This window comes from Hymenobacter mucosus (assembly GCF_900188255.1).
Classification (GTDB): domain Bacteria; phylum Bacteroidota; class Bacteroidia; order Cytophagales; family Hymenobacteraceae; genus Hymenobacter; species Hymenobacter mucosus.
Genome location: NZ_FZNS01000006.1, coordinates 302,092 through 323,286, shown reverse-complemented (window position 1 = coordinate 323,286; position 21,195 = coordinate 302,092). Strand labels below are relative to the sequence as shown.

The 21,195-nt window shown below is 54.8% G+C and carries 17 protein-coding genes and 1 tRNA gene; 9 read left to right on the top strand and 9 right to left on the bottom strand.

Annotation, left to right across the window (positions count from 1 at the left end; all coding sequences use genetic code 11):
- Nucleotides 1-44: 44 nt before the first annotated feature.
- From CHB83_RS16005 to CHB83_RS15995, 3 genes are all read right to left on the bottom strand, one after another.
- A complete protein-coding gene (locus CHB83_RS16005) occupies nt 45-695 on the bottom strand; it encodes an OmpA family protein (RefSeq protein ID WP_055562747.1) in 651 nt (216 codons plus the stop codon).
- Between the two features lie 97 nt (nt 696-792).
- Nucleotides 793-2,202, bottom strand: a complete 1,410-nt coding sequence (locus tag CHB83_RS16000; protein WP_089333326.1) for an alpha/beta hydrolase family protein — start codon at nt 2,200-2,202, stop codon at nt 793-795.
- Between the two features lie 415 nt (nt 2,203-2,617).
- On the bottom strand, nt 2,618-5,131 hold the full coding sequence (locus CHB83_RS15995; RefSeq protein ID WP_089333325.1) for a bifunctional UDP-N-acetylmuramoyl-tripeptide:D-alanyl-D-alanine ligase/alanine racemase: 2,514 nt from the start codon (nt 5,129-5,131) through the stop codon (nt 2,618-2,620).
- A gap of 91 nt (nt 5,132-5,222) precedes the next feature.
- On the opposite strand from CHB83_RS15995, the gene CHB83_RS15990 reads away from it, so the two are divergent.
- From CHB83_RS15990 to CHB83_RS15980, 3 genes are all read left to right on the top strand, one after another.
- Nucleotides 5,223-6,119 (top strand): EamA family transporter, encoded by an 897-nt coding sequence (locus tag CHB83_RS15990; RefSeq protein WP_089333324.1) that lies wholly within the window; start codon nt 5,223-5,225, stop codon nt 6,117-6,119.
- 213 nt (nt 6,120-6,332) lie between these two features.
- Complete coding sequence (locus CHB83_RS15985) at nt 6,333-8,912, top strand: YfhO family protein (RefSeq protein WP_089333323.1); 2,580 nt, start codon at nt 6,333-6,335, stop codon at nt 8,910-8,912.
- A gap of 159 nt (nt 8,913-9,071) precedes the next feature.
- Nucleotides 9,072-9,977, top strand: a complete 906-nt coding sequence (locus CHB83_RS15980) for a 1-aminocyclopropane-1-carboxylate deaminase/D-cysteine desulfhydrase (RefSeq protein ID WP_089333322.1) — start codon at nt 9,072-9,074, stop codon at nt 9,975-9,977.
- Between the two features lie 60 nt (nt 9,978-10,037).
- Here CHB83_RS15980 and CHB83_RS15975 read toward each other — a convergent pair whose 3' ends face one another.
- Nucleotides 10,038-11,225, bottom strand: coding sequence for an ArnT family glycosyltransferase (locus CHB83_RS15975; RefSeq protein WP_089333321.1), 1,188 nt, complete (start codon nt 11,223-11,225; stop codon nt 10,038-10,040).
- Nucleotides 11,226-11,383: 158 nt separating this feature from the next.
- Between CHB83_RS15975 and CHB83_RS15970 the strand changes: the two genes are divergently transcribed.
- Nucleotides 11,384-12,019 (top strand): DUF4230 domain-containing protein, encoded by a 636-nt coding sequence (locus CHB83_RS15970; protein ID WP_055562289.1) that lies wholly within the window; start codon nt 11,384-11,386, stop codon nt 12,017-12,019.
- A gap of 64 nt (nt 12,020-12,083) precedes the next feature.
- Here CHB83_RS15970 and CHB83_RS15965 read toward each other — a convergent pair whose 3' ends face one another.
- Complete coding sequence (locus CHB83_RS15965) at nt 12,084-12,578, bottom strand: regulatory protein RecX (protein WP_045687987.1); 495 nt, start codon at nt 12,576-12,578, stop codon at nt 12,084-12,086.
- 239 nt (nt 12,579-12,817) lie between these two features.
- Between CHB83_RS15965 and CHB83_RS15960 the strand changes: the two genes are divergently transcribed.
- The 3 genes from CHB83_RS15960 (at nt 12,818) to CHB83_RS15950 (ending at nt 17,369) form a co-directional block, all read left to right on the top strand.
- Entirely contained in the window at nt 12,818-13,561 is a 744-nt protein-coding gene (locus CHB83_RS15960) for a ferritin-like domain-containing protein (protein WP_089333320.1), read from the top strand.
- Nucleotides 13,562-13,594: 33 nt separating this feature from the next.
- Nucleotides 13,595-14,587 carry a ferritin-like domain-containing protein gene (locus CHB83_RS15955; protein ID WP_089333319.1) on the top strand — a complete coding sequence of 331 codons (993 nt, stop codon included), beginning with the start codon at nt 13,595-13,597 and terminating at the stop codon, nt 14,585-14,587.
- Nucleotides 14,588-14,714: 127 nt separating this feature from the next.
- Nucleotides 14,715-17,369 (top strand): DUF5686 and carboxypeptidase regulatory-like domain-containing protein, encoded by a 2,655-nt coding sequence (locus CHB83_RS15950; RefSeq protein ID WP_089333318.1) that lies wholly within the window; start codon nt 14,715-14,717, stop codon nt 17,367-17,369.
- 74 nt (nt 17,370-17,443) lie between these two features.
- Here CHB83_RS15950 and CHB83_RS15945 read toward each other — a convergent pair whose 3' ends face one another.
- Nucleotides 17,444-17,731 carry a DUF4834 family protein gene (locus CHB83_RS15945; protein WP_089333317.1) on the bottom strand — a complete coding sequence of 96 codons (288 nt, stop codon included), beginning with the start codon at nt 17,729-17,731 and terminating at the stop codon, nt 17,444-17,446.
- Nucleotides 17,728-18,504, bottom strand: a complete 777-nt coding sequence (locus tag CHB83_RS15940) for an FkbM family methyltransferase (protein WP_089333316.1) — start codon at nt 18,502-18,504, stop codon at nt 17,728-17,730. The genes CHB83_RS15945 and CHB83_RS15940 overlap by 4 nt, the downstream gene beginning before the upstream one ends.
- A gap of 334 nt (nt 18,505-18,838) precedes the next feature.
- Here CHB83_RS15940 and CHB83_RS15935 point away from each other — a divergent pair, with 334 nt between their 5' ends.
- Nucleotides 18,839-19,537 (top strand): hypothetical protein, encoded by a 699-nt coding sequence (locus CHB83_RS15935; RefSeq protein WP_143437155.1) that lies wholly within the window; start codon nt 18,839-18,841, stop codon nt 19,535-19,537.
- A 14-nt stretch (nt 19,538-19,551) separates the two neighbouring features.
- Here CHB83_RS15935 and CHB83_RS15930 read toward each other — a convergent pair whose 3' ends face one another.
- Nucleotides 19,552-20,016 (bottom strand): hypothetical protein, encoded by a 465-nt coding sequence (locus CHB83_RS15930; RefSeq protein ID WP_089333314.1) that lies wholly within the window; start codon nt 20,014-20,016, stop codon nt 19,552-19,554.
- A 148-nt stretch (nt 20,017-20,164) separates the two neighbouring features.
- On the opposite strand from CHB83_RS15930, the gene CHB83_RS15925 reads away from it, so the two are divergent.
- Nucleotides 20,165-20,237: transfer RNA gene (locus tag CHB83_RS15925), tRNA-Thr, on the top strand.
- A gap of 122 nt (nt 20,238-20,359) precedes the next feature.
- On the opposite strand, the gene CHB83_RS15920 is transcribed toward CHB83_RS15925, so the two are convergent.
- Nucleotides 20,360-20,932: a hypothetical protein gene (locus tag CHB83_RS15920; protein ID WP_089333313.1), complete on the bottom strand. Its 573-nt coding sequence runs from the start codon at nt 20,930-20,932 to the stop codon at nt 20,360-20,362.
- Nucleotides 20,933-21,195: the final 263 nt, after the last annotated feature.

Here is a 21,195-nt window from a genome sequence, read left to right as displayed (position 1 = left end):
AGCGGGGGCTTTTTGTATAACTGTATGGTAGTCAGATGCGCTACCTAGCGCTTCACAGCAATTTCCACGCGGCGGTTTTCCTGCCGGCCAGCTGCCGTGCTGTTCGATGCTACTGGCGCCGATTCACCCATGGGCTCAACACTCAGGCGTGATGCTTCGATGTGAACGTTTTGCTGCAACCAGTTACGTACGGCCTCAGCACGTTGCTCGCTCAGCTCTTTATTGTAGCTCTTGTCGCCACGAGAGTCGGCGAAACCCATGATGCGCACATCAGCGCCTTTGTAGCGGCGGGCAATAGAGGCACCAATTTCAGATAGAGCGCGAGTGGCGGAAGGCTTAATGACTGCTTTGTCAGTGTCAAACAGTACTTTTTCTTCCAAGCCATACACGCTATAGTTGTCGTCGCTACGCACGCTTACTTCGGGCAGGTCAATTTCTTCATACTTCACATCAGCCAACTTAGCCTTGGTCATATCCCAAGCATTCTCGGTGGCTGAGGCTACTTTGTTAGCCGCATCTTTTGTAGCGTCTACGGCATCGTTGGCAGCTTCACCAGCCGTTTCGCCGTTGCGGTATACTACTGCGGTATCGTTGGTAGCTTCCTGGGGTTGGTCTTTTTCCTCAGGCTTTTTGAGGTCATTACAAGCCGAGAGTAAAGCTGCTGCGGCAAAGAGAGAAAGAAGGTGCTTTTTCATGGGAGATTGAGGGAATGAAGTTGCGCTTACGCCAAAAAAGCCCGAATGTTAAAAACATTTGGGCCTTTTTAATATATAAACTACAATATATTACGGTCTATTTTTTCGCTTTAGACTGTTGCACAATCCATTCCCGAATAATCTCTTGGGTGGCAGGCGAGAAAACAGGCTTTTGCTGCCCATTTACTAGCGGCCACTCCGTACGGCTGGGCTGAAATAAGTGATTCACGCCCGGCAGCTTGCGCACTGCCACCTCTTTATCGGACTTCAGCGCCTTGGAAAGAGCCAGCAGATTAGGTTCCGCCGCCACAGTAAGGTCGGCCGTACCGTTGAGCAGCAACACTGGGCATTTAACGTCAGCTAGCTTTTCCAGCGGGTCAAAACTTAAGAACGTACGATACGCGGGCGACGTAAGGCGGGTGGCGCTGTCTTGAGCCACTTGCGCTTCCATGGAGGGGTTGTTTTGCCGCAACATGTTAGCGACAATGGTTTGGGCTTGCGCTGCATCGGGGGTTTGACGAATTATGTCCAGCATTGCCTGTTGGCGCTTGATGCCCGCTTCTACTAACACGGGGTCCGTAGTTTGGGCACGTAGCAAGGCCTGCTGCTGCTGCAAAACCAGATTGGTGCCACTAAGGCCAGGCGCTCCTAACGTAACCACAAAGGCCGGGGGAAGGGGCTGCGTTGCGGTTAGTAAGGCTACATTTCCGCCCTCCCCGTGACCAATAACACCCAAATGCCCTAAGTCAATTTCGGGGCGGGTACGCAAGAAGTTTAGGGCTGCCTGCACATCAGATATGGCACCCGGAATGCCTGCCTTGCCAGCTTCACCCGTTGATTGGCCTACCCCACGGCCATCATACCGCAGCACGGCTACCCCGCGGCGGGTAAGGTAGTCGCCTAAGGCACCCAACAAACGGTAATCACCGTAGGAGCCTTCTCGGTCCTGCGCACTTTCATTAGTTAGTAGTACTACTGCCGGGAAGGGTCCTTCTCCCGCGGGTACTGTTAGCATACCCGCAAAGCGTACATCGGCCGTCAGGTTGCTAAAGGTTACTTCTTCTTCCCGGTATGGAGGAGTCAGGCGTGCTTTGGGTGCGGTGCTTATTGCGGGGGGGGCGTAGTTAAGCGTCATTGGCACTTCGTAACCCGGCTGCTTCCACACGCCTTGCACTTCTTTGCCACTAGCGGCTAGCTGACCCGAAAACTGACTTCCGGCTTCCTCTGCAACAAACGTCACGGTATCACCGCGTACTGTTACTGCCACCGGCATTCGGCTTACCTTCTGAAGTGGCACATCGAGTGTGGCGAAGTATGTGCCATTAGAAAGGCTTACTAAACGGAAAATCACTTCTAGTTCTCCACCTGGTACTTTTAGTGGTCCTTTCCAGTAGCCTTCTAATGATGGTTTATCGGCGGCCTGGGCGCAATGGGTAGCAACACCCCATACCAACAGTAGCCACAGGAAGCTGCGCTGCCACCAGGGTAAGCGGATAAAACGACTCATATACTATAACGCAGAAGTGTGAAAGAAGAAAGGCCAAGCAGATGCCAACAGCTTACTACTGAGCAGCATTTTCTCAAGCCAACTTGACCCAAAATGGGACTTCATTAGACCAGACGCGAAAGTAGTATACTAGTGAAAAGGACGCAGCTAGTGCTGGTTGAACGCAAGCAACTCGCCGTTTAATAGTCCTGCTTAACCGACAAAACTCTTTCGCTTTTACTGTTTTGCAGACACTAGTGTACTACTAGGGGCAAGCAGTAGCAACCTGCGGATTAGCAGTTGACTATGCGCCTAGCAAACCACTACGCTCGCTTTGATCCAATAGCAGTGAAGTACTCCCAAAACAGGAAAACCAAAAATAGTATTTAGCACTGAACATTGTACTACTATACAGCAACAAGTAGATAGTTATACTTTACTCCGCCACGAATACTCGCTTAACTCGCTCGCTTACGTTGGTAAGTAGCTCATAGGGAATGGTGCCAATGCGACCGGCCAACTCGGATAGGGACAAACCGGCTCCAAAAATTGTGGCGGCATCGCCCGCTTGTGCTTCTGGAATATTTGTCACGTCCACCATGCACATGTCCATACACACATTGCCAACAAGGGGCGCCCGCTGCCCCCTCACGAGCACTTCCCCGGCACCGTTCCCGAAGCGCCTATCGTACCCATCGGCGTAGCCGATAGCAATAGTGGCTATACGCCGTTCAAAATCAACAGCTTGTCCGCGGCGGCTGTAGCCTACTGTTTGGCCAGCCGGCAGCCTTTTAATTTGAGAGATAGTAGTACGTAGCGCACTAACAGGCCGGAGCGCATCTTGCTGCTGACCAGTGGCTTCTACCCCGTACAACCCAATACCAAGCCGTACCATATCTATGTGTTCGTCGGGAAACCGTACGATGCCCGCCGAGTTGAGAGCGTGCTTGATAATAGGGTAGCCCAACGCCTCTTCTACTTGCGGCGTCATGCGGTGAAAAGCGGCTAGCTGCTGGCGCGAAAAGTCGTTGTGCTGTTCTTCATCGGCACCGGCCAGGTGCGTAAGAGCACTAGCTACTCGCAGGCGAAAGGCATTTTCACTTAGATAGCGACACAGCTCTGGTATGTCTTCTTCCCCAAAACCAAGCCGGCGCATACCGGTGTCCAGCTTGAGATGAATGGCAGGCATGGGGCCCTCCTCAGCAGCACGTAGATACGCCTTGAGCAGTTCGAAAGAGTAGATTTCAGGTTCTAAGTGGTACTGCCGTAATTTCTGAAACGCGTCGGGTGCCGGATTCATCACCATCAGGGGCAAGCTGATACCGTGCTGGCGTAGGTCTACCCCCTCATCAGCATAGGCTACTGCTAAGTAATCGACGCGGTGAAATTGCAGTAGGTTGGCTACTTCATAGGAGCCGCTACCATAGGCAAAGGCCTTTACCATCACCATGAGCTTCACGCCAGGCTGTAGCCGCCGCCGGTAGAAATTGAGGTTGTGCACCAGTGCATCAAGGTTTACTTCCAGCACCGTACCATGAATTTTTTCCTGGAAGGCGGTTACTATTCGCTCAAACCCGTAGCGGCGGGCACCCTTCACTAAGATAGTTTCGTGGTGATAGTTGTCGGGCTGGAAGGCGGCTAGGAAGGCTTCGGTATGCGGGAAGAAAGCTCCTTCCAGTCCGGTAAAGGCGGCCGCGTTCTGACTAATTTCGGGGCCGATGCCAACAAGCCGCTCCACCCCGCGCGCCGTAAGTTGGGCCGCTACTCGGGCATACAATTCCGCGGCTGGCAATCCAGATTCCAGCACATCAGAGAGGATAAGGGCCCGACGCCCACGGCGGGGCTGCCGGGCCAGCGCGTCCAGAGCCAAAGTAAGGCCCGCCAAGTCATTGTTATACGTGTCGTCAAGGACGTAGCAATCGTTGAGGGCCTGCTTCATCTCCAAGCGCATGGCTACGGGCTGCAGCCGGTCGAGGCGGCGCTGGATTTCTGCGGGAGCTACTTGCCGCCATAGTAGCACTACCAAGCAGTGCAGGGCGTTTTCTACCGAAGGGTCATCGGCAAAGGGGAGGGTAAACGTATGTTCTTGGGGCCGGGGGCGGGCACGCTCCACGTGCACTACGGTACGGTCGGCGGAGGCATCGTGAATACTAATAAGCACATCGGCCTGCTGGGCGTCAAAAAGAAAACGTTGGCGCGTCCAGGCATACAGTACGGTTCGTCGGGTACTCAGCTGCTGCCGGGCTACCTCGTGCACCAACGAATGGTCGGCGCAGTAGAACAAGGTGTCTACGTCCTGAAACAGGTGCATCTTTTCCTCCACTTTTTGCCGCGGAGAGCTAAATCCTGCGTCGTGAGCGGTGCCAAGATTGGTAAACACGCCTAGTGTGGGCTGAATAATGCGGGCCAAGCGGGCCATTTCAGTGGGCTCGGAAATACCCGCTTCAAAGATGCCGAGAGTATGCGTACTGTTCAGTTCCCACACGCTCAGGGGCACACCTACCTGCGAGTTGAAGCTTAATGGACTTTTGCAGATCAGCTCGTCGGCGCTTAGCAACTGGGCCAGCCATTCCTTTACAATAGTTTTGCCATTGGACCCCGTGATGCCTATTACGGGCAGCCGAAACTGCTGACGGTGATGCGCTGCTAGAGCCTGCAAGGCTGCCAAGGTATCATCTACCAGCAGAAAACCGGCTTCTGGGAAGGCCGCGCACCCCCCAGAAATTGCGGCCTCCTCCGCTACCACAAACAAACGCACACCGCGGCTATACAGCTCTGAGAGGTAGCGATGTCCGTCGTGACGCGGCCCTTGCAAGGCAAAGAAAACCGCCCCAACTGGTTGTCCTAGTCGGCGGCTGTCAAGTAGCAATTGGTGTACGGCAGCGGCCTGGGCAGGCGCTTGGAGCAGGGTTCCTCCGGTGAGGGCGGGTAGGGTTTCGAACTGAAGCATGGCGGCGCAAAGGTACAGCAGCCCGGATAGTTCCGACAGTTGGGATTGACTACCGTACCTTTGCGGGCTCATTGCCATTTCGAGTTGTATTGTGAAACTTTCGCGTCATCACCTGGCCGCTCTTGCGGCCTTTCTTATTTGGGGCTTCTTCCCCATTCCATTGCGGTGGTTGGCTGGCTATGCCAGCGGCCAAATTCTGTTCTTCCGGATTCTGCTTTCCCTCACGTTCCTACTACTCATCCACGGCATCTTTCGGCGCGATGCGGTACGGACAACGTGGCAACAGTGGCGAGCAGCACCCGCCACCGAACGGCGTCAAGCAGCTAGCAGCACGGTGATTGGCGGCTTGCTGCTCACCTCCAACTGGTTGCTGTTCATTTACGTCATCAATCAAGTGAGTGTGCAGGCGGGCTCTTTTGCTTATTTGGTATGCCCTATTCTTACAGCTTTGTTAGGCTTCGCAGTGCTGGGCGAAAAGCTGCGCACCAATCAGTGGCTGGCTATTGGGCTGAGCGCGCTTAGCTGCTTGTTGTTAGGCGCGGGCAATATTCGCACGTTGCTACTGAGCCTGGTTGTAGCCTTCACCTATGCCGCCTACCTCATCAGCCAGCGCCGCCTGCAGGGCTACGACCGCCTTGTGCTGCTGACGGTGCAGCTGGGCTTGGCTGCCTTGGTTATTCTGCCATTAGCGCCCCTGCTGGGTGCCAACCCAGTAGCCGGTTTCCGCGACGCGCACCTGCTTTCGGTGACAACAGTACTTAGTATTGGTTTCACCATCATTCCGCTGTTCCTGAACTTGTACGCCCTCAATGTGCTACCCTCGGGCACGGTGGGCATTTGGATGTACATCAACCCGCTGGTCAGCTTTATACTGGCATTTCTCTACTTCGGCGAGCAAGCAACGACGCCCGAACTGATTGCATATGGCGTTATCCTGTTTTCAGTAGCTCTTTACAACAGCAGGTTTCGGCAGCCGGCCACCAGCTAATGCGGTTAAAGGCACCTGCCGCTACGCCATTATGCAATGCCACCTCACCTAGGCCACTAGTTGAAATTCGCACCCCACCTGTGCAGCTGCAAGCAAGGGGCATGGGTATTTCGTTGAATAAGCCGATTTGAAAAGCCTGAAAACGGCTACCTTCGGGCTGCTTTGCCGGGCCGAGGGGCCGGGCAAGTAGTTTTCCGACTTTCTGTAAGCCGAATGACCACTATTTCCCGTCCGGCCACTGTGCCGCTGTGGCGGCGGGTGCTACCGCACCTGCTAGCCGTTGTGTTTTTCCTGGTGCTGGCCGCCGTGTACTTTTCCCCCATCCTTTTTGATGGAAAGACCTTGGCCCAGCACGACATCGTGCAGTTTAATGGAGGTGCCCACGAGGCAGCCGAGTGGCGGGCCAAAACCGGCCACGAAGCCCTCTGGACAAACTCCATGTTCTCGGGGATGCCTACCTACCTCATCAGTACCCGCTTCCCCGGCGACATGAGTGGCTACCTGCACAGCCTATTTACACTGGGCTTGCCGGCAGTAGTAGCCAACTTATTCTTAGCGTTGTTGTGCGGCTACGTGCTGTTCATAGCGCTAGGTATCCGCCCGCTGATTGCCGTGGTGGGTGCAGTAGCACTAGGTTTCACTAGCTACAACCTGGTCATTTTGGCGGCGGGCCACAATACCAAAAGCTTAGCCTTGGCGTATGCGCCGCTGGTACTCGGCGGATTGCTGGTAGCATTTCGGCGCAACCGGTGGCTAGGAGCAGCCTTGTTTACCCTGGGGCTTACCATGAACGTGCGCTCCAACCACTTGCAAATCACTTACTACCTGCTGTTGCTGGTACTGGTGTTTGGGGTGGTAGAGCTGGTTTTTGCGTTGCGCGAAAAGCGGTTGGCTGACTTCTTAACCCGCACTGCTATCCTGGGCGTAGGGGCCCTGCTGGCCGTAGGCGTCAGCTTTGGCCGCCTATATACTACCTTAGAATACGGCAAGTACAGCATCCGTGGCAAGTCGGAGCTGACAACGCCGGCTCCTACTGCCCCAGGTCAGCCGGCACCGGCGGCCGAAGATGCGGTAGGCTCTGGTCTGGACCGGGATTACGCTTTTGGCTGGAGCTATGGCGTGGGCGAAACTATTACCCTGCTGGTGCCCAACTTCTACGGTGGTGCCTCGCAAGGCAAACTCAGCGAATCATCGGAAACTGGGAAGGCCTTGGCTGCGGCTGGCGTCCCGCCCGTGCAGCTAACCGACTACCTAGCCCAGATGCCCCTGTACTGGGGCGACCAACCCGTTACTAGTGGGCCCGTGTACGTGGGTGCCGTAGTGTGCTTTCTATTTGTGCTAGGCTTGCTGGTAGCCGACCGGCGTACCCGAATCTGGTTGCTAGTGGGCACCATTTTGTCGATTGTACTGGCCTGGGGCAAAAACTTTGGGGTGTTCAACAACCTGATGTTTGACTACTTCCCCGGGTACAACAAGTTCCGCTCCGTGAGTATGGCCTTGGTTATAGCGCAGCTGGCTATGCCTCTGTTGGCAGTTCTGGCGTTAGCGCGCGTGCTACGGGGCCGGGCTGCTGCGCCAGCCGTGCCTGGCAGTGTCCACCCCAGCCTGGCGGCCCTCACGGCCCAGCCTACCGACGACGCCGAAACAGCTACCCTCAAGCAGCAGGTACTGCGTGCGCTGTATATCACGGTGGGTATTTGCGCCTTGGCATTCTTGGCCGGCATGGTATCCGACTTTGCGGCGCCCATTGATGCCCAGCTTCAGCAGCAGGGCTTCCCGCTTGATGCACTGCGCGCCGACCGTGCCTCTTTGATGCGCACCGACGTGTTCCGCTCCCTCATTTTTGTTGCTCTAACGGGTGGGGTTCTGTGGTTTTTTCTGCGGCGCAAACTCTCTACTAGCACGGCGGCCGCGCTTGTAGGCTTGCTTACCTTAGTAGACCTGTGGGGAGTAGATAAGCGCTACCTCAATGATGGCAACTTCCAACGTGAAACCATTGCCGAGCAATTCACCCCTACCGCTCTCGACCAGCAGATCCTGCAGGACAAGGACCTGAGCTACCGGGTGTACAACTTGAACAACCCCTTTAACGAAGCTAATACGTCTTACTACCATAAGAGTATTGGCGGGTACCACGGGGCCAAACTGCGCCGCTATCAAGATCTGATTGAGCGTCAACTCAGCCAAGGCAATGCCGGCGTGCTCAACATGCTCAATGCCCGCTACGTCATTGTGCCCGCCAACCCGCAAACCCAGCAGCCGGAACAAGTGCAGCGCAACCCCGGCGCCTTGGGCAATGCCTGGTTTGTGAGCGAGGTGCAAAAGGTGCAAAACCCCGACGAAGAAATTAAAGCCCTTAGTACCCTGACGCCTGCTACGGCTGCGGTGGTAGATGCCTCTAAGTTTCCGCTTGAAAAGACAGCCTATTCGGCGTCAGGCTCTACCATTGCCCTTACCGCCTACGAGCCTGATAAGCTAACGTACCGCGCCAATGCCGCCCAAGATGGCTTTGTGGTATTCTCGGAGATATACTACAAGGATGGCTGGAACGCCTACCTAGATGGCAAGCAGGTGCCCCATGTGCGGGCAAACTATGTGCTGCGGGCCATGCAAGTACCGGCCGGTACCCATACCATTGAGTTCCGTTTCGAGCCTACGCAATATGCCATCGGCAACACGGTTTCTATGGTATCTTCTATTCTGCTGCTACTCGTGCTAGTGGGGGCTCTCTACTACGCCCTGAAGCATCGCCCAGAACCTCATACGGTGCAGGACACCTTACTAGCGGCCTAACCCTATTGGTTAACCTGCTTCTGCAAAGTCCTAGGAAGAGCGTACTGACTGCTTTTTGCGGCGTACCTTTTCCTGGGGCTTTGTACTTTCAACCCCTCGCTACTTTTCAGAAGTACTAAGACGTAGTACGTTGTACTTCTTTAATACTATAGCTTTATCATGCTTCTGCAGCCCCTCAATGAGCCAGCTGCCCAGCGCGCAGGAGTGCGCTTACTTCTGCTGCGCGACGACCTAACGCACCCAGAACTACCCGGCAACAAGTGGCGTAAGCTTAAGTACAACCTTCAGGAGGCCCGCCGCCTGGGCTACGACACTGTGCTAACCTTTGGAGGGGCCTACTCCAACCACTTGGCCGCCGTAGCTACCGCGGGCCGCCTTACTGGGCTACGTACCATTGGGGTTGTGCGGGGAGACGAACTAGCAGCGGTTCCCCCCAACCCTACCCTCGCCCGAGCGGCGGCCGATGGCATGGCGCTTCGGTTTATGGACCGAGCCACCTACCGCCGTAAGCAAGAGCCGCACGTGCTGGAGGCGTTGTTGAGAGAAACTGGCCCAGCCTACGTAATCCCAGAGGGAGGCTCCAACGCACTGGCCCTTCCCGGATGCGCCGAACTGGTAGCTGAACTTCAAACCCAGACTGCGTTTGACTACCTGTGCGTGGCCTGTGGAACTGGCGGCACCCTTGCGGGCTTGCTAACGGGCTTGCACCATCAGCACTACGCCGTAGGATTTGCGGCTCTAAAAGGAGCTGATTTTCTGCGCGCGGATATTCATAGCTTAACTCAACACGCTACTGGCTACACCTACACCAACTGGGAGCTACAGACGGCCTACCACGGCGGTGGCTACGCTCGTCTTTCACCTGCTTTGCGGCAGTTCATTGTCGAGTTTCAGCAACGGCATGGCATTTTGCTCGACCCCATTTACACCAGCAAAATGATGGTAGGCATTCTAGATTTGTTAGAGCAAGGATACTTCCAACCCAGTAGCACAGTGGTAGCAGTGCACACGGGGGGACTACAAGCTTGGGCTGGCTTTGGAGCAATAGTTCCACTTGGCGTGTAGCAACGTATCCATCAGCTTGGTCTACCCTTAACATTAGGGCAGGAGTATAAAGGCTGTTACTTACTGGCCTTTTCGGGTAAAGATTGGGGTGTTGGCAATGCCTATCCCAGCCAATGCAAATGTGCAGGGCAGAACCGGTAGTAGAAACCGTACATCCCAGTCTTCTACTGTCATCATCACAATCAGGCCCTGTAGTAGAATAACACTTACTAGAAACACGCGCACCGGCAGCCACACGGCGGCCACTTGGCTTCCGCGCCAGGCCATCCAATAGCATGGATAGATAAAGACTACTATCATCACGATATGAAACCAGGAGTAGTAGCTCTTGACATAGCTGATAAACAACAGGCCCTTCAATAACGCGAGCTTGGCGAAGTACACCGGATTGCCGAGAATGAAGTAAGCTAATCGTATGACTGGCGCCAGGCTAGCCGGTGGCAACATAAGGGGCTCGGTGGGTTCTACTACCCACGGCGTATACCCATAAATAATTTCACCTCGCAAGTAAGTCTCTACCAGCGTGAAGGTTAGCAAGAGCTTGTTCAGCACTACCCAAAGCAGTGGAGACAGCACCCCAATAGCTAACCATGCCCGGCGGTATGCCCGCCTATCAGGCCGTTGGCGCAACGCTACCAAGGCCGCCACACCACTTGCGCCCGCCACTACAAACCCATTAGGCCGCTCGATGCCCGCTAGTATTGCTACCACGCCAAGGAGTACCCACCCCCACGCTCCTCTCTCTCGGGCCCGCACCAAGGCCCAGAAAGCCAAAATGGCTAAGCTACAGAATAAGGACTCTGTTAGGATATACACGTTGAACTGCTGCACATCACGCCAGCCTATCAGAGCGGCGGTGGCAAGTGCTGCCGGTCGCCAGTCGGTACGGTCGGGCGTGAGTTGGCGTAGTGCGGCATAGAAAGCCCAAGCAGCTAAGCCACTCACCGCCATTTGCCCCAGCACAATTCCCCACCGGTCGGCCCCTACCTTTATCCATAGGCTAATAAACAAAGGGTAGCCAACGTAGCGAAGGTTGTGGTCGTGCTCAAAGTGCCACTCCTGCGCAATGCGCGTACCGTAGGCCAAGTAGCGCCCACTATCATTCACGTACCTGGGGCCGTGATGCTGCCACAGCAACGAAAGCTGTACTAACACCCATACTCCCACTAGTAGCCAACCGTGCCAACGTTGCAGCCATGCCGGACCGGGCGCAGTTGAAGCGGGTAGTGGCGCGCTAGCAGAAGACATAGTCAGTGGGGAGGGAGCAGGCATACGGTAGGGTAAAGGTAGAGGCAAAAAGGTTTGCCATCTATCCGTACCAAGGCGCTTGCTTGCCCTGACTACGCACCCCTATTGGCGCCGGCCCGTACGTTGTGCATAGACTCTGCTGTTCTGTTTCCTCTGCTATGCCCCTTGCCCGCCTACTTCGCCGCCTATTGCCCCTTGCCTTTTTACTGGGTCTAGGTTGGTTTCTCTGGACAAAGGTTCGTCCTGCCCTCTCTACCTTCGAAAACCCCTTGGATCCGAAACCGCGCGTTACTGTGACCCATAATACGGTACTCGAAAAAGTAGAGGACTTGGGCCGGCTAGAACTGGTGCGCTACCATTTCAAGGATGTAGTGGAGTACAAGAAAAGCACGTACCGCTTCCTGCCCGATGCGAAAGTTGCCCTCATTGTAGCCGGCGACGCTGTGGGCTGCCTCGACCTGCGCAAAGTGCGGCCCCAGGATGTAGTGCTAGAAGGCGACTCCATAGTACGCCTCGCCCTGCCAGCACCAGAGTTGTGCACCTGGCAAGTTGATCACTCACAAAGCCGCGTGTATAGCGTAGAAAACGGCTTTTTTCAGGATGCTGAACTAGTGGATGCTGGCTACAAGTACGCTGAGCAAAACGTACGACAGGCAGCCCTGCAGTCAGGCATCTTAGCTCAAACTGAGCAGAATGCTGAGAAAATTCTTAAGCCCATGCTGGAAACCATGACGGGCCGCCGGGTAATACTAACTCGTCAGATGCAAAACCCGGTGCGCCCCGCCCGCAGGTAAAGAGGCACGCGTGGTTGTGGGCCGTGGTACGCCTGCTTTCAGGGGAAAGTAGCAACTACACCTCTTATTCTTCCTCGGGTGCTTTCCCCAGATCTTCTAGCGCTATCCGAATCAGGTCTTGCTCGTAGCCCTTTGCGGTCAGGAATAGCTGCAATTTCTGGCGGCGCTTGCTAGGGTGACTCTCCTTTTCTTGGCGGTCTTTCTTCTCCAATAGGTCTACCAGGTTTTGGTAGTATTCGTCGCCGTCGATTTCCTTCATACCTGCTTTGATGCAGTAGTCTGACAACCCTTTCTGCTTCAGTTCCTGCTGGATCCGACGACGGCCCCACTTCTTTTGGCGCACGTGGCCACGCACGAAGCTTTTGGCGTAACGCTCCTCGTCAAGAAAATTCTCGCGGCCGAGCCGGATGATGATTTCGCCCGCCTCATCTTCATCAAGACCATACTCACGCAGTTTGGCTTCTACCTCTTTGTGCGTGCGCTCTTGGTAAGTACAGTAAGCCAGAATTTTTTGCAGTGCCTCGGCGGGGGTGTAGAACTTCTTTTTGGGCTGAATCATGCTTGGGGAAAATAGACAATTCTAAGCTAGTACTACACGACGCATACCGGCTAGTAAACGTTCGAACAGAGCGCTCTTCCTAGCTCTAGCATTGTATAAGCTTAACAGTAAGCTAATTAGAACATCCGATTAAGTACTGATTATATGGGGTATTAACACGTATTTATCCTTATAAGCTGGGCGGGGCTGCCAGGGCAGGCGTACAACGAGGCATGTTCCACTAGCATCTACATAGCGCTATGACCAAACTCCTTTCCCCACCCCAAGAAGCTGCGGAGGCAACTTCTTCTCCTATAGCGCGCCGTTCGTTTTTGCGCTACTCCAGCACGGGCCTCGCCCTTGGCGGCCTGCTTCTAGCTGGCTGTGATGATGACAGCGACGATATGGGCTCTACCATTGACGTAGGTAGAGACGACAACGGTGTATTAAACTATGCCTACGCTCTAGAGCAGCTAGAAGCGGCCTTCTACGCCCGGGTACAGGCTGGTGACTACTACAAGGGAGCTAACAGCGCCGAGAAGCAGATCTTTGACGATTTGGCCCTACACGAAAAAGCTCACGCCGACTTCTTCAAAACGGTTTTAGGCTCTAATGCTATTAAAGCGCTAGAGCCTGATTTTTCGGCCATCAATTTCAACGACCGTACCGCCGTGCTTATGGCTGCCAGGACGTTTGAAGACCTGGGCGTTGCAGCCTACAACGGCGCCGGGCGTTACATTAAAACGGCGGCTTACCTGGCTATTGCTGGCAAAATTGTATCGGTAGAAGCACGCCACGCAGCCCTGATTCGCGACCTGATTGGGTACAATACCTTCGTTGGCTCCGATGTTGTCAACCTGTTTGTGCCAACATCCTCTCCCTCTACGCCTGGAGTGGGCGAAGGCACTGGCCAAGAAATTTCAAAGAAGCCCACCGATGTAGTAAACGCCGCCAACGCCTTCCTCAAAGAGGGGTCTAAGCTAAGCGCTAATAACCTAGTATAATCCCTTAGTTCACCTATCACGTCGCCCTTTCTCATGGATCTGTTCAAAATAATTTCAGCTATAGAAAAAGTTGACCCGGAAGTGTACGAGCGTCTCGATTCGCGCCGCCGAGTATTTAAGCACTTCGGCATGGCTGGTAAAGCCGTAACTGCCGCCGTACTACCCGGATTGGTAAGCGGCATCTTCCAGCGCGCCTACGGCCAAACCACCTCTCTATCACCCGATATTGTTGCGGTTCTCAACCTGGCCCTGAGCTTAGAATACTTAGAGTTCTATTTCTACGATAAAGGCCTCAACACACCCGGTCTTATTGCTCCCGCCGACCGCCCCGCCTTCGAAACCATTCGCAACGACGAGTCGGGGCACATTAAGGTGCTGCGCGGAGCCCTGGGCAACGCCGCCATTCCCGATCCTACAGCAGCGGCCTTCGATTACAGCGGTGGCCGCGGTAGCATGACGGGGCCATTCGCACCGGCTTTGGTAAACGACTACGCCTTGTACTTGGGCTCTTCGCAGGCCTTTGTCGACACTGGTGTGCGAGCCTATAAAGGCGGCGCTCCTACCCTGATGCCCAATCCTGATCTGTTGGAAGCAGCCCTCAATATCCACTCTGTGGAAGCACGCCACTCTTCGCACGTGCGCACCATTCGCCGGGGTCTGTCGGCCTCCCAAAGTGGGCAGGCTGCCACTACCATAGCGGGCGACCTAGCTAACCTAAGCGGCAAAACGGGCCGGCCTAAGAACTGGGTTTCGGGTATTGAGAATGGTGGCCCTTCGCCTTCTACTGACCCATCTACGGCACCGGTTTACAACGCTGGCGTACCGGCCTCAGGTGGCCCCACTGACCTCTTCTTCCCCGCCGAAAGCAACATCACCCAGGCAAACGTCAACATCATGACGAACACGACGGGCGTCACGATGACCATGGATGCCGCTACGGAAGCGTTTGATGAGCCTCTGGACCCCGCTACGGTGAAGTCCATAGCCCGCAATTTTGTGGTGCCTTCCAGCGGCTTGTTCGTGTAAGGCCACTCCCTATTTCGCATCCACAAAAAAGAAGGACTGCTCCAGGAGCAGTCCTTCTTTTTTGTGGGTAATGCGGGGTACTGAGGCAACCGGTTGGTAGCAGATTATATCTATCTTGACACCATCTATGGCTACTCCGTTTATGCGCACTATTTTCCTGTTTTTTTGCTCTTTTCTGCTGAGTGTTGGGTGGTCTTGGGGTGGAGTAGTGCGCGGGCGGGTAACGGACGAAAAAAATGAGAACCTGGCTTTTGCCAACGTGGCCATTCGGGGTACTACAACCAGCACAGCTACCAATGAGCAAGGCAATTACCAGTTGCGGCTGCCGGCCGGGCGCTACGAGCTAGTATTTCAGTACGTGGGCTACAAGCCCCATCTGGAAAGCATTCGCGTGTTCGGCGGCGACACAGCCACAGTGCTCAATGTGAAGCTCGACCCTGAAAGCTATAAGCTGCGAGAAGTGGTAGTACGCGCTACCGACAAAGACCCCGCCTATACTATTGTGCAGCAGGCCATGCAGTGGCGGCGTTATCACCAGCGCGAGGTAGCCGCTTTCAAGGCTCGGGCCTACATCAAAACGCTGGCCCGCTTTTCAGATGTGCCAGGCAAGATTTTGGGTTTGGTGAAGATAGGGCCCGATTTTAAGCCAGGCATTTTTTATTTATCCGAAACTGTGTCGGAGATGAGCTTCCGCCAACCCAATGTGGTGCAGGAACGCATGATTTCCTCCCGCGTGAGCGGCGACACCAAAGGCATCAGCTTCAACCGAGCCAGTGCGGGCCGGGGCCTCAACTTCTACCAAAATGTGCTCAAGAGTGGGTTTTCGGAGCGGGGGTTTGTGTCTCCTATCGCATCCAAAGCGCCCTTGTTCTACCGCTACGAGCTAGAAGGCAGCACCCAACAGGGTGCCCTGCTGATTCACAAAATCCGGGTGACGCCACGGCGCCGCACCGACCCCGTTTTTAGCGGCCACATCTACATTGTGGATGGCACCTGGCGCCTACATTCCGTGGCGCTGAACCTGACTAAAGACGCCCAGCTCGACTACGTTGATAACTTACGCATTGAGCAGCTGTTTGCCCCGTCCCCTGGCTCTTCCGATGTGTGGGTGATGCAGTCCCAGAAGGTGACGGTTGGGTTCACGGCGTTTGGCTTTAAGGGCAGCGGCTACATCACCGCCATCCTGTCTAACTACCGCGTTACGCCTACCTTCCCCAACCGCCCTACCCCTACGGTAGCCCCGCCCCCACCAAGTGGCAAAGAACCGGAGGATGCCCCCGTAACGCGCGAATCGGTAGCCGACGTGAAAAGGCAGAAGCCTAAACTAGCGGGCTTGAGCCGGGAAGTGCGCCGCCAGAGCCGCCAAGCCGCCCGTGACACTACCGGGCAGAGCATGAGCCTAGGTAAGATGAAGCGCGGGGAAGTAATGCTGGTAGAGAAAGGCGTAAATGAGCGGGACACCAGCTACTGGGCCCAAGTGCGCCCTATTCCACTCACCGCCGAAGAAGTGAAGGACTACCAGGTGAAAGATAGTACCGAGGTCATCCGAAACTCGCGCCCCTACCAAGATTCCCTGGACCACAAGCGGAATGAGCCTTCGGTAGGCAAGTTCTTGTTTACGGGCTACGTGTACAACAATACCTTCCGCAAGCAGCAGTGGTACGTGGCACCTGTGTTCAACATTTTGAACTACAACACGGTGGAAGGCACAGTACTTAACCCCGAAGCCACCTTCACACAACGCACCGACGACCGGCGTACGTGGTCTGTGACGCCTGCTCTGCGCTACGGCTTTTCCAATAAGCTATTCAGTCCCAGCCTTGCGGCTTCGTGGCAGTTTGATGCTGTAAAGCTTGCTCGCCTAAGTGTTCGTGCGGGCCGCATCATTGAAAACTTCGATCCGCGTAGCCAGCTCACTCCCTTTATCAACAGCTACTATACGCTGCTCGAAAACCGCAATTACGCCAAGCTATACCGCCGCGACGGGCTAGAACTGGGCTACCAGTGGGAGCTACTGAATGGACTAACAGTGCAAACATCCGCTAGCTATTTCAACCGCCAGGAGCTGTTCAACACCACTTTTAAGCTGTGGGTAGATCGGGAGGGTCAGGCTTTCACGCCCAATGCCCCCATAGCGCTAGAGCGGCCCGACGGTACCAGCTTTGGCCGCAATCAAGCCCTCACTACGGAGGTGCAAGCGTCCTTCCGGCCAGGGCAGCGCTTCATTACCCGCCCGGATGGCAAGTTCAACTTAAGCTCCAAATACCCCACCCTGCTGCTAAGATGGCGGCAAGGAATAGGAGGTATTCTGGCCTCCGATGTGCGCTACACCATGTTGGAAGCTGGCTTGCGGCATTCCGTGAGCCTAGGCTTACTGGGCACCAGCAACTACCGCATTGCTGCGGGTATATTTCCCGGCTCCCCGCGCTTGTCGTTCATGGACTTCCACCATTTCAGCGGCAACCGCACCTACCTCGCCGCCGACTTCAGCCAGTTTCAGTTGCTAGACTACTACCGGTTCAGCACCGCCGACAAGTTCTTAGAAGCGCACTATAACCACCATTTCAATGGGTTTATCCTGAACAAAGTGCCGATGCTGCGCCGCCTGAAATGGCAAGAGGTTGCCTCGCTTAACTACCTGACCACGCCCACGGCGGGTCACTACCTCGAGCTTGGCGTAGGAATTGAGCACATTCTAAAAGTAGGGCGCCTAGATTTTTATACCAGCCTACAATCGGGGCAGAAGGCGGGTACCGGGGTACGGGTAGGTCTAGGCTTCTAGGAGGCAGCAGGATGGCATACAAAAAAAGGGCCTCCTGCGTAGTGCAGAAGGCCCTTTTTGCTTTCTTAACAGTCTTACTTGACTTCTTCAAATTCTACGTACTCGCCCCCCTTGAAGTCTTTAGATGGACGGGGTTTCTGGCGCGGCGGCACATAGTCAACGTGCACGGAAGAACCGCTCCCGTTGGTGGGGCGCTGTGGCTCAGTATAGCCGCCCTCAAACGGCTGTGCGCCGCCAAACCCTTGCCCGTAGCGCCGCGCCTGTTGCTTCACGAAATTGCCCACCACCAGCCGTAGCACAACCGGCAGCACAAAGCGAGCAAGGAAGAACAGGACAAGGAGGACGAAAAGAAACGTGGTCATGGGCGAGCAGAGGAAATGGGGGATGATTCAGGTTGAAAGTAAAAATCGGCTGTGACTGCACTGGCTAATTGTGCAGCAGAACACGGTATAAGCTCCAAACGCTCGGAAAGCACAAATGGTTTATAGCCAAGCTCGGCAAGCAAAGTAGTGACTGCCTGTCGGTTTTCCAGCCCGTTTAGCTCCGTCTGGATGAGCGGCTGAAAGCGGCGGAGCGTGTGCTGCATGTGCCGAAACACCTCAAACTCGAAGCCTTCGACATCACATTTCACAAAATCTAAGCGCCCGAGGCCCCCAAACAGTTCGTCTGGAACTCGCATAGGTACGTCGTAGGTGCGGGCATAATGCTCTTGTGTGTTGCTTGCGGCCACCTTCGTCATGCCATGATGCAGCAGCCCGTCGCGCTCCGGGGTTCCCATCTGTACTATAGTGGCTTGTCCGCCCAGGGCATAAGGTAGCAGCGTAAGGTTGTCCACTCCGCTTAAGCGCACGTTGTCTTGCCAAATAGCCTGAAAATCGGGGATGGGCTCTACGGCCAGCACCCTGCCGCTTGGGCCCGCTAGGCGAGACAGCGCGACGGAGTAGTACCCCAGGTTGGCCCCGATATCAATACAAACGAAACCTGGGCGTACTATCTTCTGCAGAAAAAACAGCTCGGGGTACTGCTTCTTACCCCAGCCAGCCCCTACCAGCCGCAGGTATACGTGGCTCACAAAGCGGATATACCGCTCGAAGCCAAGCGCACGAATCAGGAGTTTGCGGAGAGGTTTCATCATAGCGGCGGCAAAGGTAACAGGCGGCGCGGCTTAGCATTGGCCCACTACTGCTCCTATCACCTGAAATCCGGTTGTTTGCGTTTACTTGACTAACTCAACAGCTTCTATGCACTGAAAAATAGCCGCCCAGCACGCCGTTTGGAAGAGTAGCCATGCGGATGGGTGCTGTGGCGCATTTCCAGGCCGAGTCAATCAGCTTTGCCTGTGCACGCTCCCAACGCAATCAACCATGGCAAACTTGTAGTAAAACCATACATTATCACGTATATAGCCACCAGAACCAGCACGCATTATACTAGGTCTGGTTTCTTGTCACCCTTTCTATCCGTCCGTTATGTTACCCAAGCTATTACCCGCGCTGGTTCATTCAGCCGCATTTAGTTGCTTACTCCTCGCCGGAACCACGGCTATGGCCCAGAAGCCGGCATTCGGCTACGTGCTTACAGCTGGCGGCGACACGCTAAAGGGCGCTATCATTTTGCGCGATAGATTATTACAGCAGATGCGCGTCGAGTTTGTGCCTCTTCGCGGAGAAGAAGTTTTGGTGCTTGATGCGTATCAATTGGCGGGGTATTGCTACTACGAGCAGGACAAGCTGATACGCTACGTAGCCTTACCGTTCTACCAGGACGGGTCTAACATTCCTTCCCGCGGCTTTTTGCGACAACTTGTTGCTGGTGAGGTGCAACTCTACGACTACGCGTACCTGCCGGTTTGGCCTCGTAGGCAAGCAGATTTGCTCCTAATTCCGCAGAGCTGGGATAAGAAATACCCCACTTTTGGGCCCTTAAGCCGTAAGGAAGCGGAGTTTGCTTCCCAAAGCTCTAACCGTTGCATAGTAGCTTACCGGGCCGGGGCAAAACGCTTAGAAGAGGTTTCCTGGTGGGATTTACGCCAAGACGCAGCTACCTATTTTGCCGACTACCCAGCCCTAGCCACCGATTTACGAGCTGGCCGCTACCGCAAACGAGACATTGCTAAGATTGTGCAGCAGTACAATACATGGTACCAGGGCGCAAAGTCTGATATGTAAAGCCAGCGGCTAAGCTAGCGGCGCTTGCTGCTCCATGCCTGAGAAACGCCAGCCGCAGCCAATCCACCCAGTAAGTACCAAGCTACGGTCATGGCTTTTGTTTGAGGGGTGCGGTTACTAGGAGCTTGTCCTAAACCCATGGGGCCAGGCAGCACAACTCCACCCACGCCGGCTGCTATTCCTAAAGTTGCTCCGCGCCACCATACTCCTGGGCCGCTACCTACCAAGCTGTAGTATAAGCCATTGCTCACTAGGTCGCCTAGCATAGTGAGCACGTAGGCCGTGTCCTCGGTTGGCTGCGAGGCGTTGGCCTTCGCTAGTAGCCGACGAAGGCCGCGCTTTCCTAAGATGTCCATACGTGGTGCATCCTGCGGGCGCACCTGCCGTATGGCTTCGTGCACTACATTCAGAGCTAGTGCTCCGGCTAAGCCGCTGCCCAGTGCCTGCACAATGTGAGCGGAGGTTGTCTTGTTTTTCATATACCTACTACGTTGATAACCTAACCCCAGCCAGTAGTTAGGGGGTAGTTAATGAGTCTGGACCCGAAAAAAATACGGCGGCGGCTTGCGTGTTGTTTACCAGCCTTCCTATCTTTGCTGCCCCTACCGGATCCGCCGGCTAGGAAATGCCTCTTTAGCTCAGCTGGTAGAGCAGCTCATTCGTAATGAGCAGGTCGTTGGTTCGAGTCCAATAAGAGGCTCTCGATAAAAAAGCCCTGATAAACGCTGTTTATCAGGGCTTTTTTGTGTCTTTTTACCGAGTAGTACTGCCTAAATCCACGGCTTTTACTCAGCTATTGTATGGCTTATTGCCTATCGTTGCTTACAAGTCGGAAGCGTAATCGTCGTCGGCGTAGCCTTGGGAAGCGCCCCGGTATACCGATTCATTGCTGCTGTTCCACTTCGAAGAGCTATCCTTAGCGCCGCGGTAGGGCTGATAGATTTCTCCTTTCGATGAGTTGCTCTTGGAGCGCAGAGCCAGCCAGCTCAGACCGCTTACCAGGATAGCGCCCCCAATCACTTTCTGCGTGGGCGTGAGTTTATTCACCTGCTCAGCGGCTTTGCTGCTGATGTCTTTTAGCTGCTGGGGTAGCTGGTTTACGTCAATATTTTTTAACCACTGCTGCTGATCCAGCCATGACTTCTGCTGGCCTTGCTGACCTGACTGGCTTTCCTGACTGCTAGCTTGGTCCGACGTTTCTGCGGTGCTTGTTGCTTTACCGCGGCTACCTGATGGACGAGGTGCGCGGCTGCTGTCGGCAGTAGAGGCTGAGGTAGCAGGAATGCTGTCAGAATTTACTTCGGCGTTTACTGGTTGCTGCGAAGAAGCCGATTTGCTATTAGAAGAACCATTCTGGGCAGAGCCATTCGAGGGCTGGTTTTGCTTGTTTTCCATGATGGGTGGCAATGTTAGGTTTGATAAATACATATCTGGCTCGCTAGAAGCGTGCCCCTCCCCTATTCGTGAAAACGCCCCGAAAAGTTGTGGCTGCTTCGCTTCTTTCCTCTGAAGTTCAATGCTATCCTAGCCCGATGCGACTTTGGTAGTCATTAAAACAATAGCAGCTAAGTGAGGCCAATACGTACTGACAGAACCGCGGTATTGGTGCTTGCGCAACTAGTGTAGCCCAGGCACGTTTGCTAAGCCACACTGTTGTG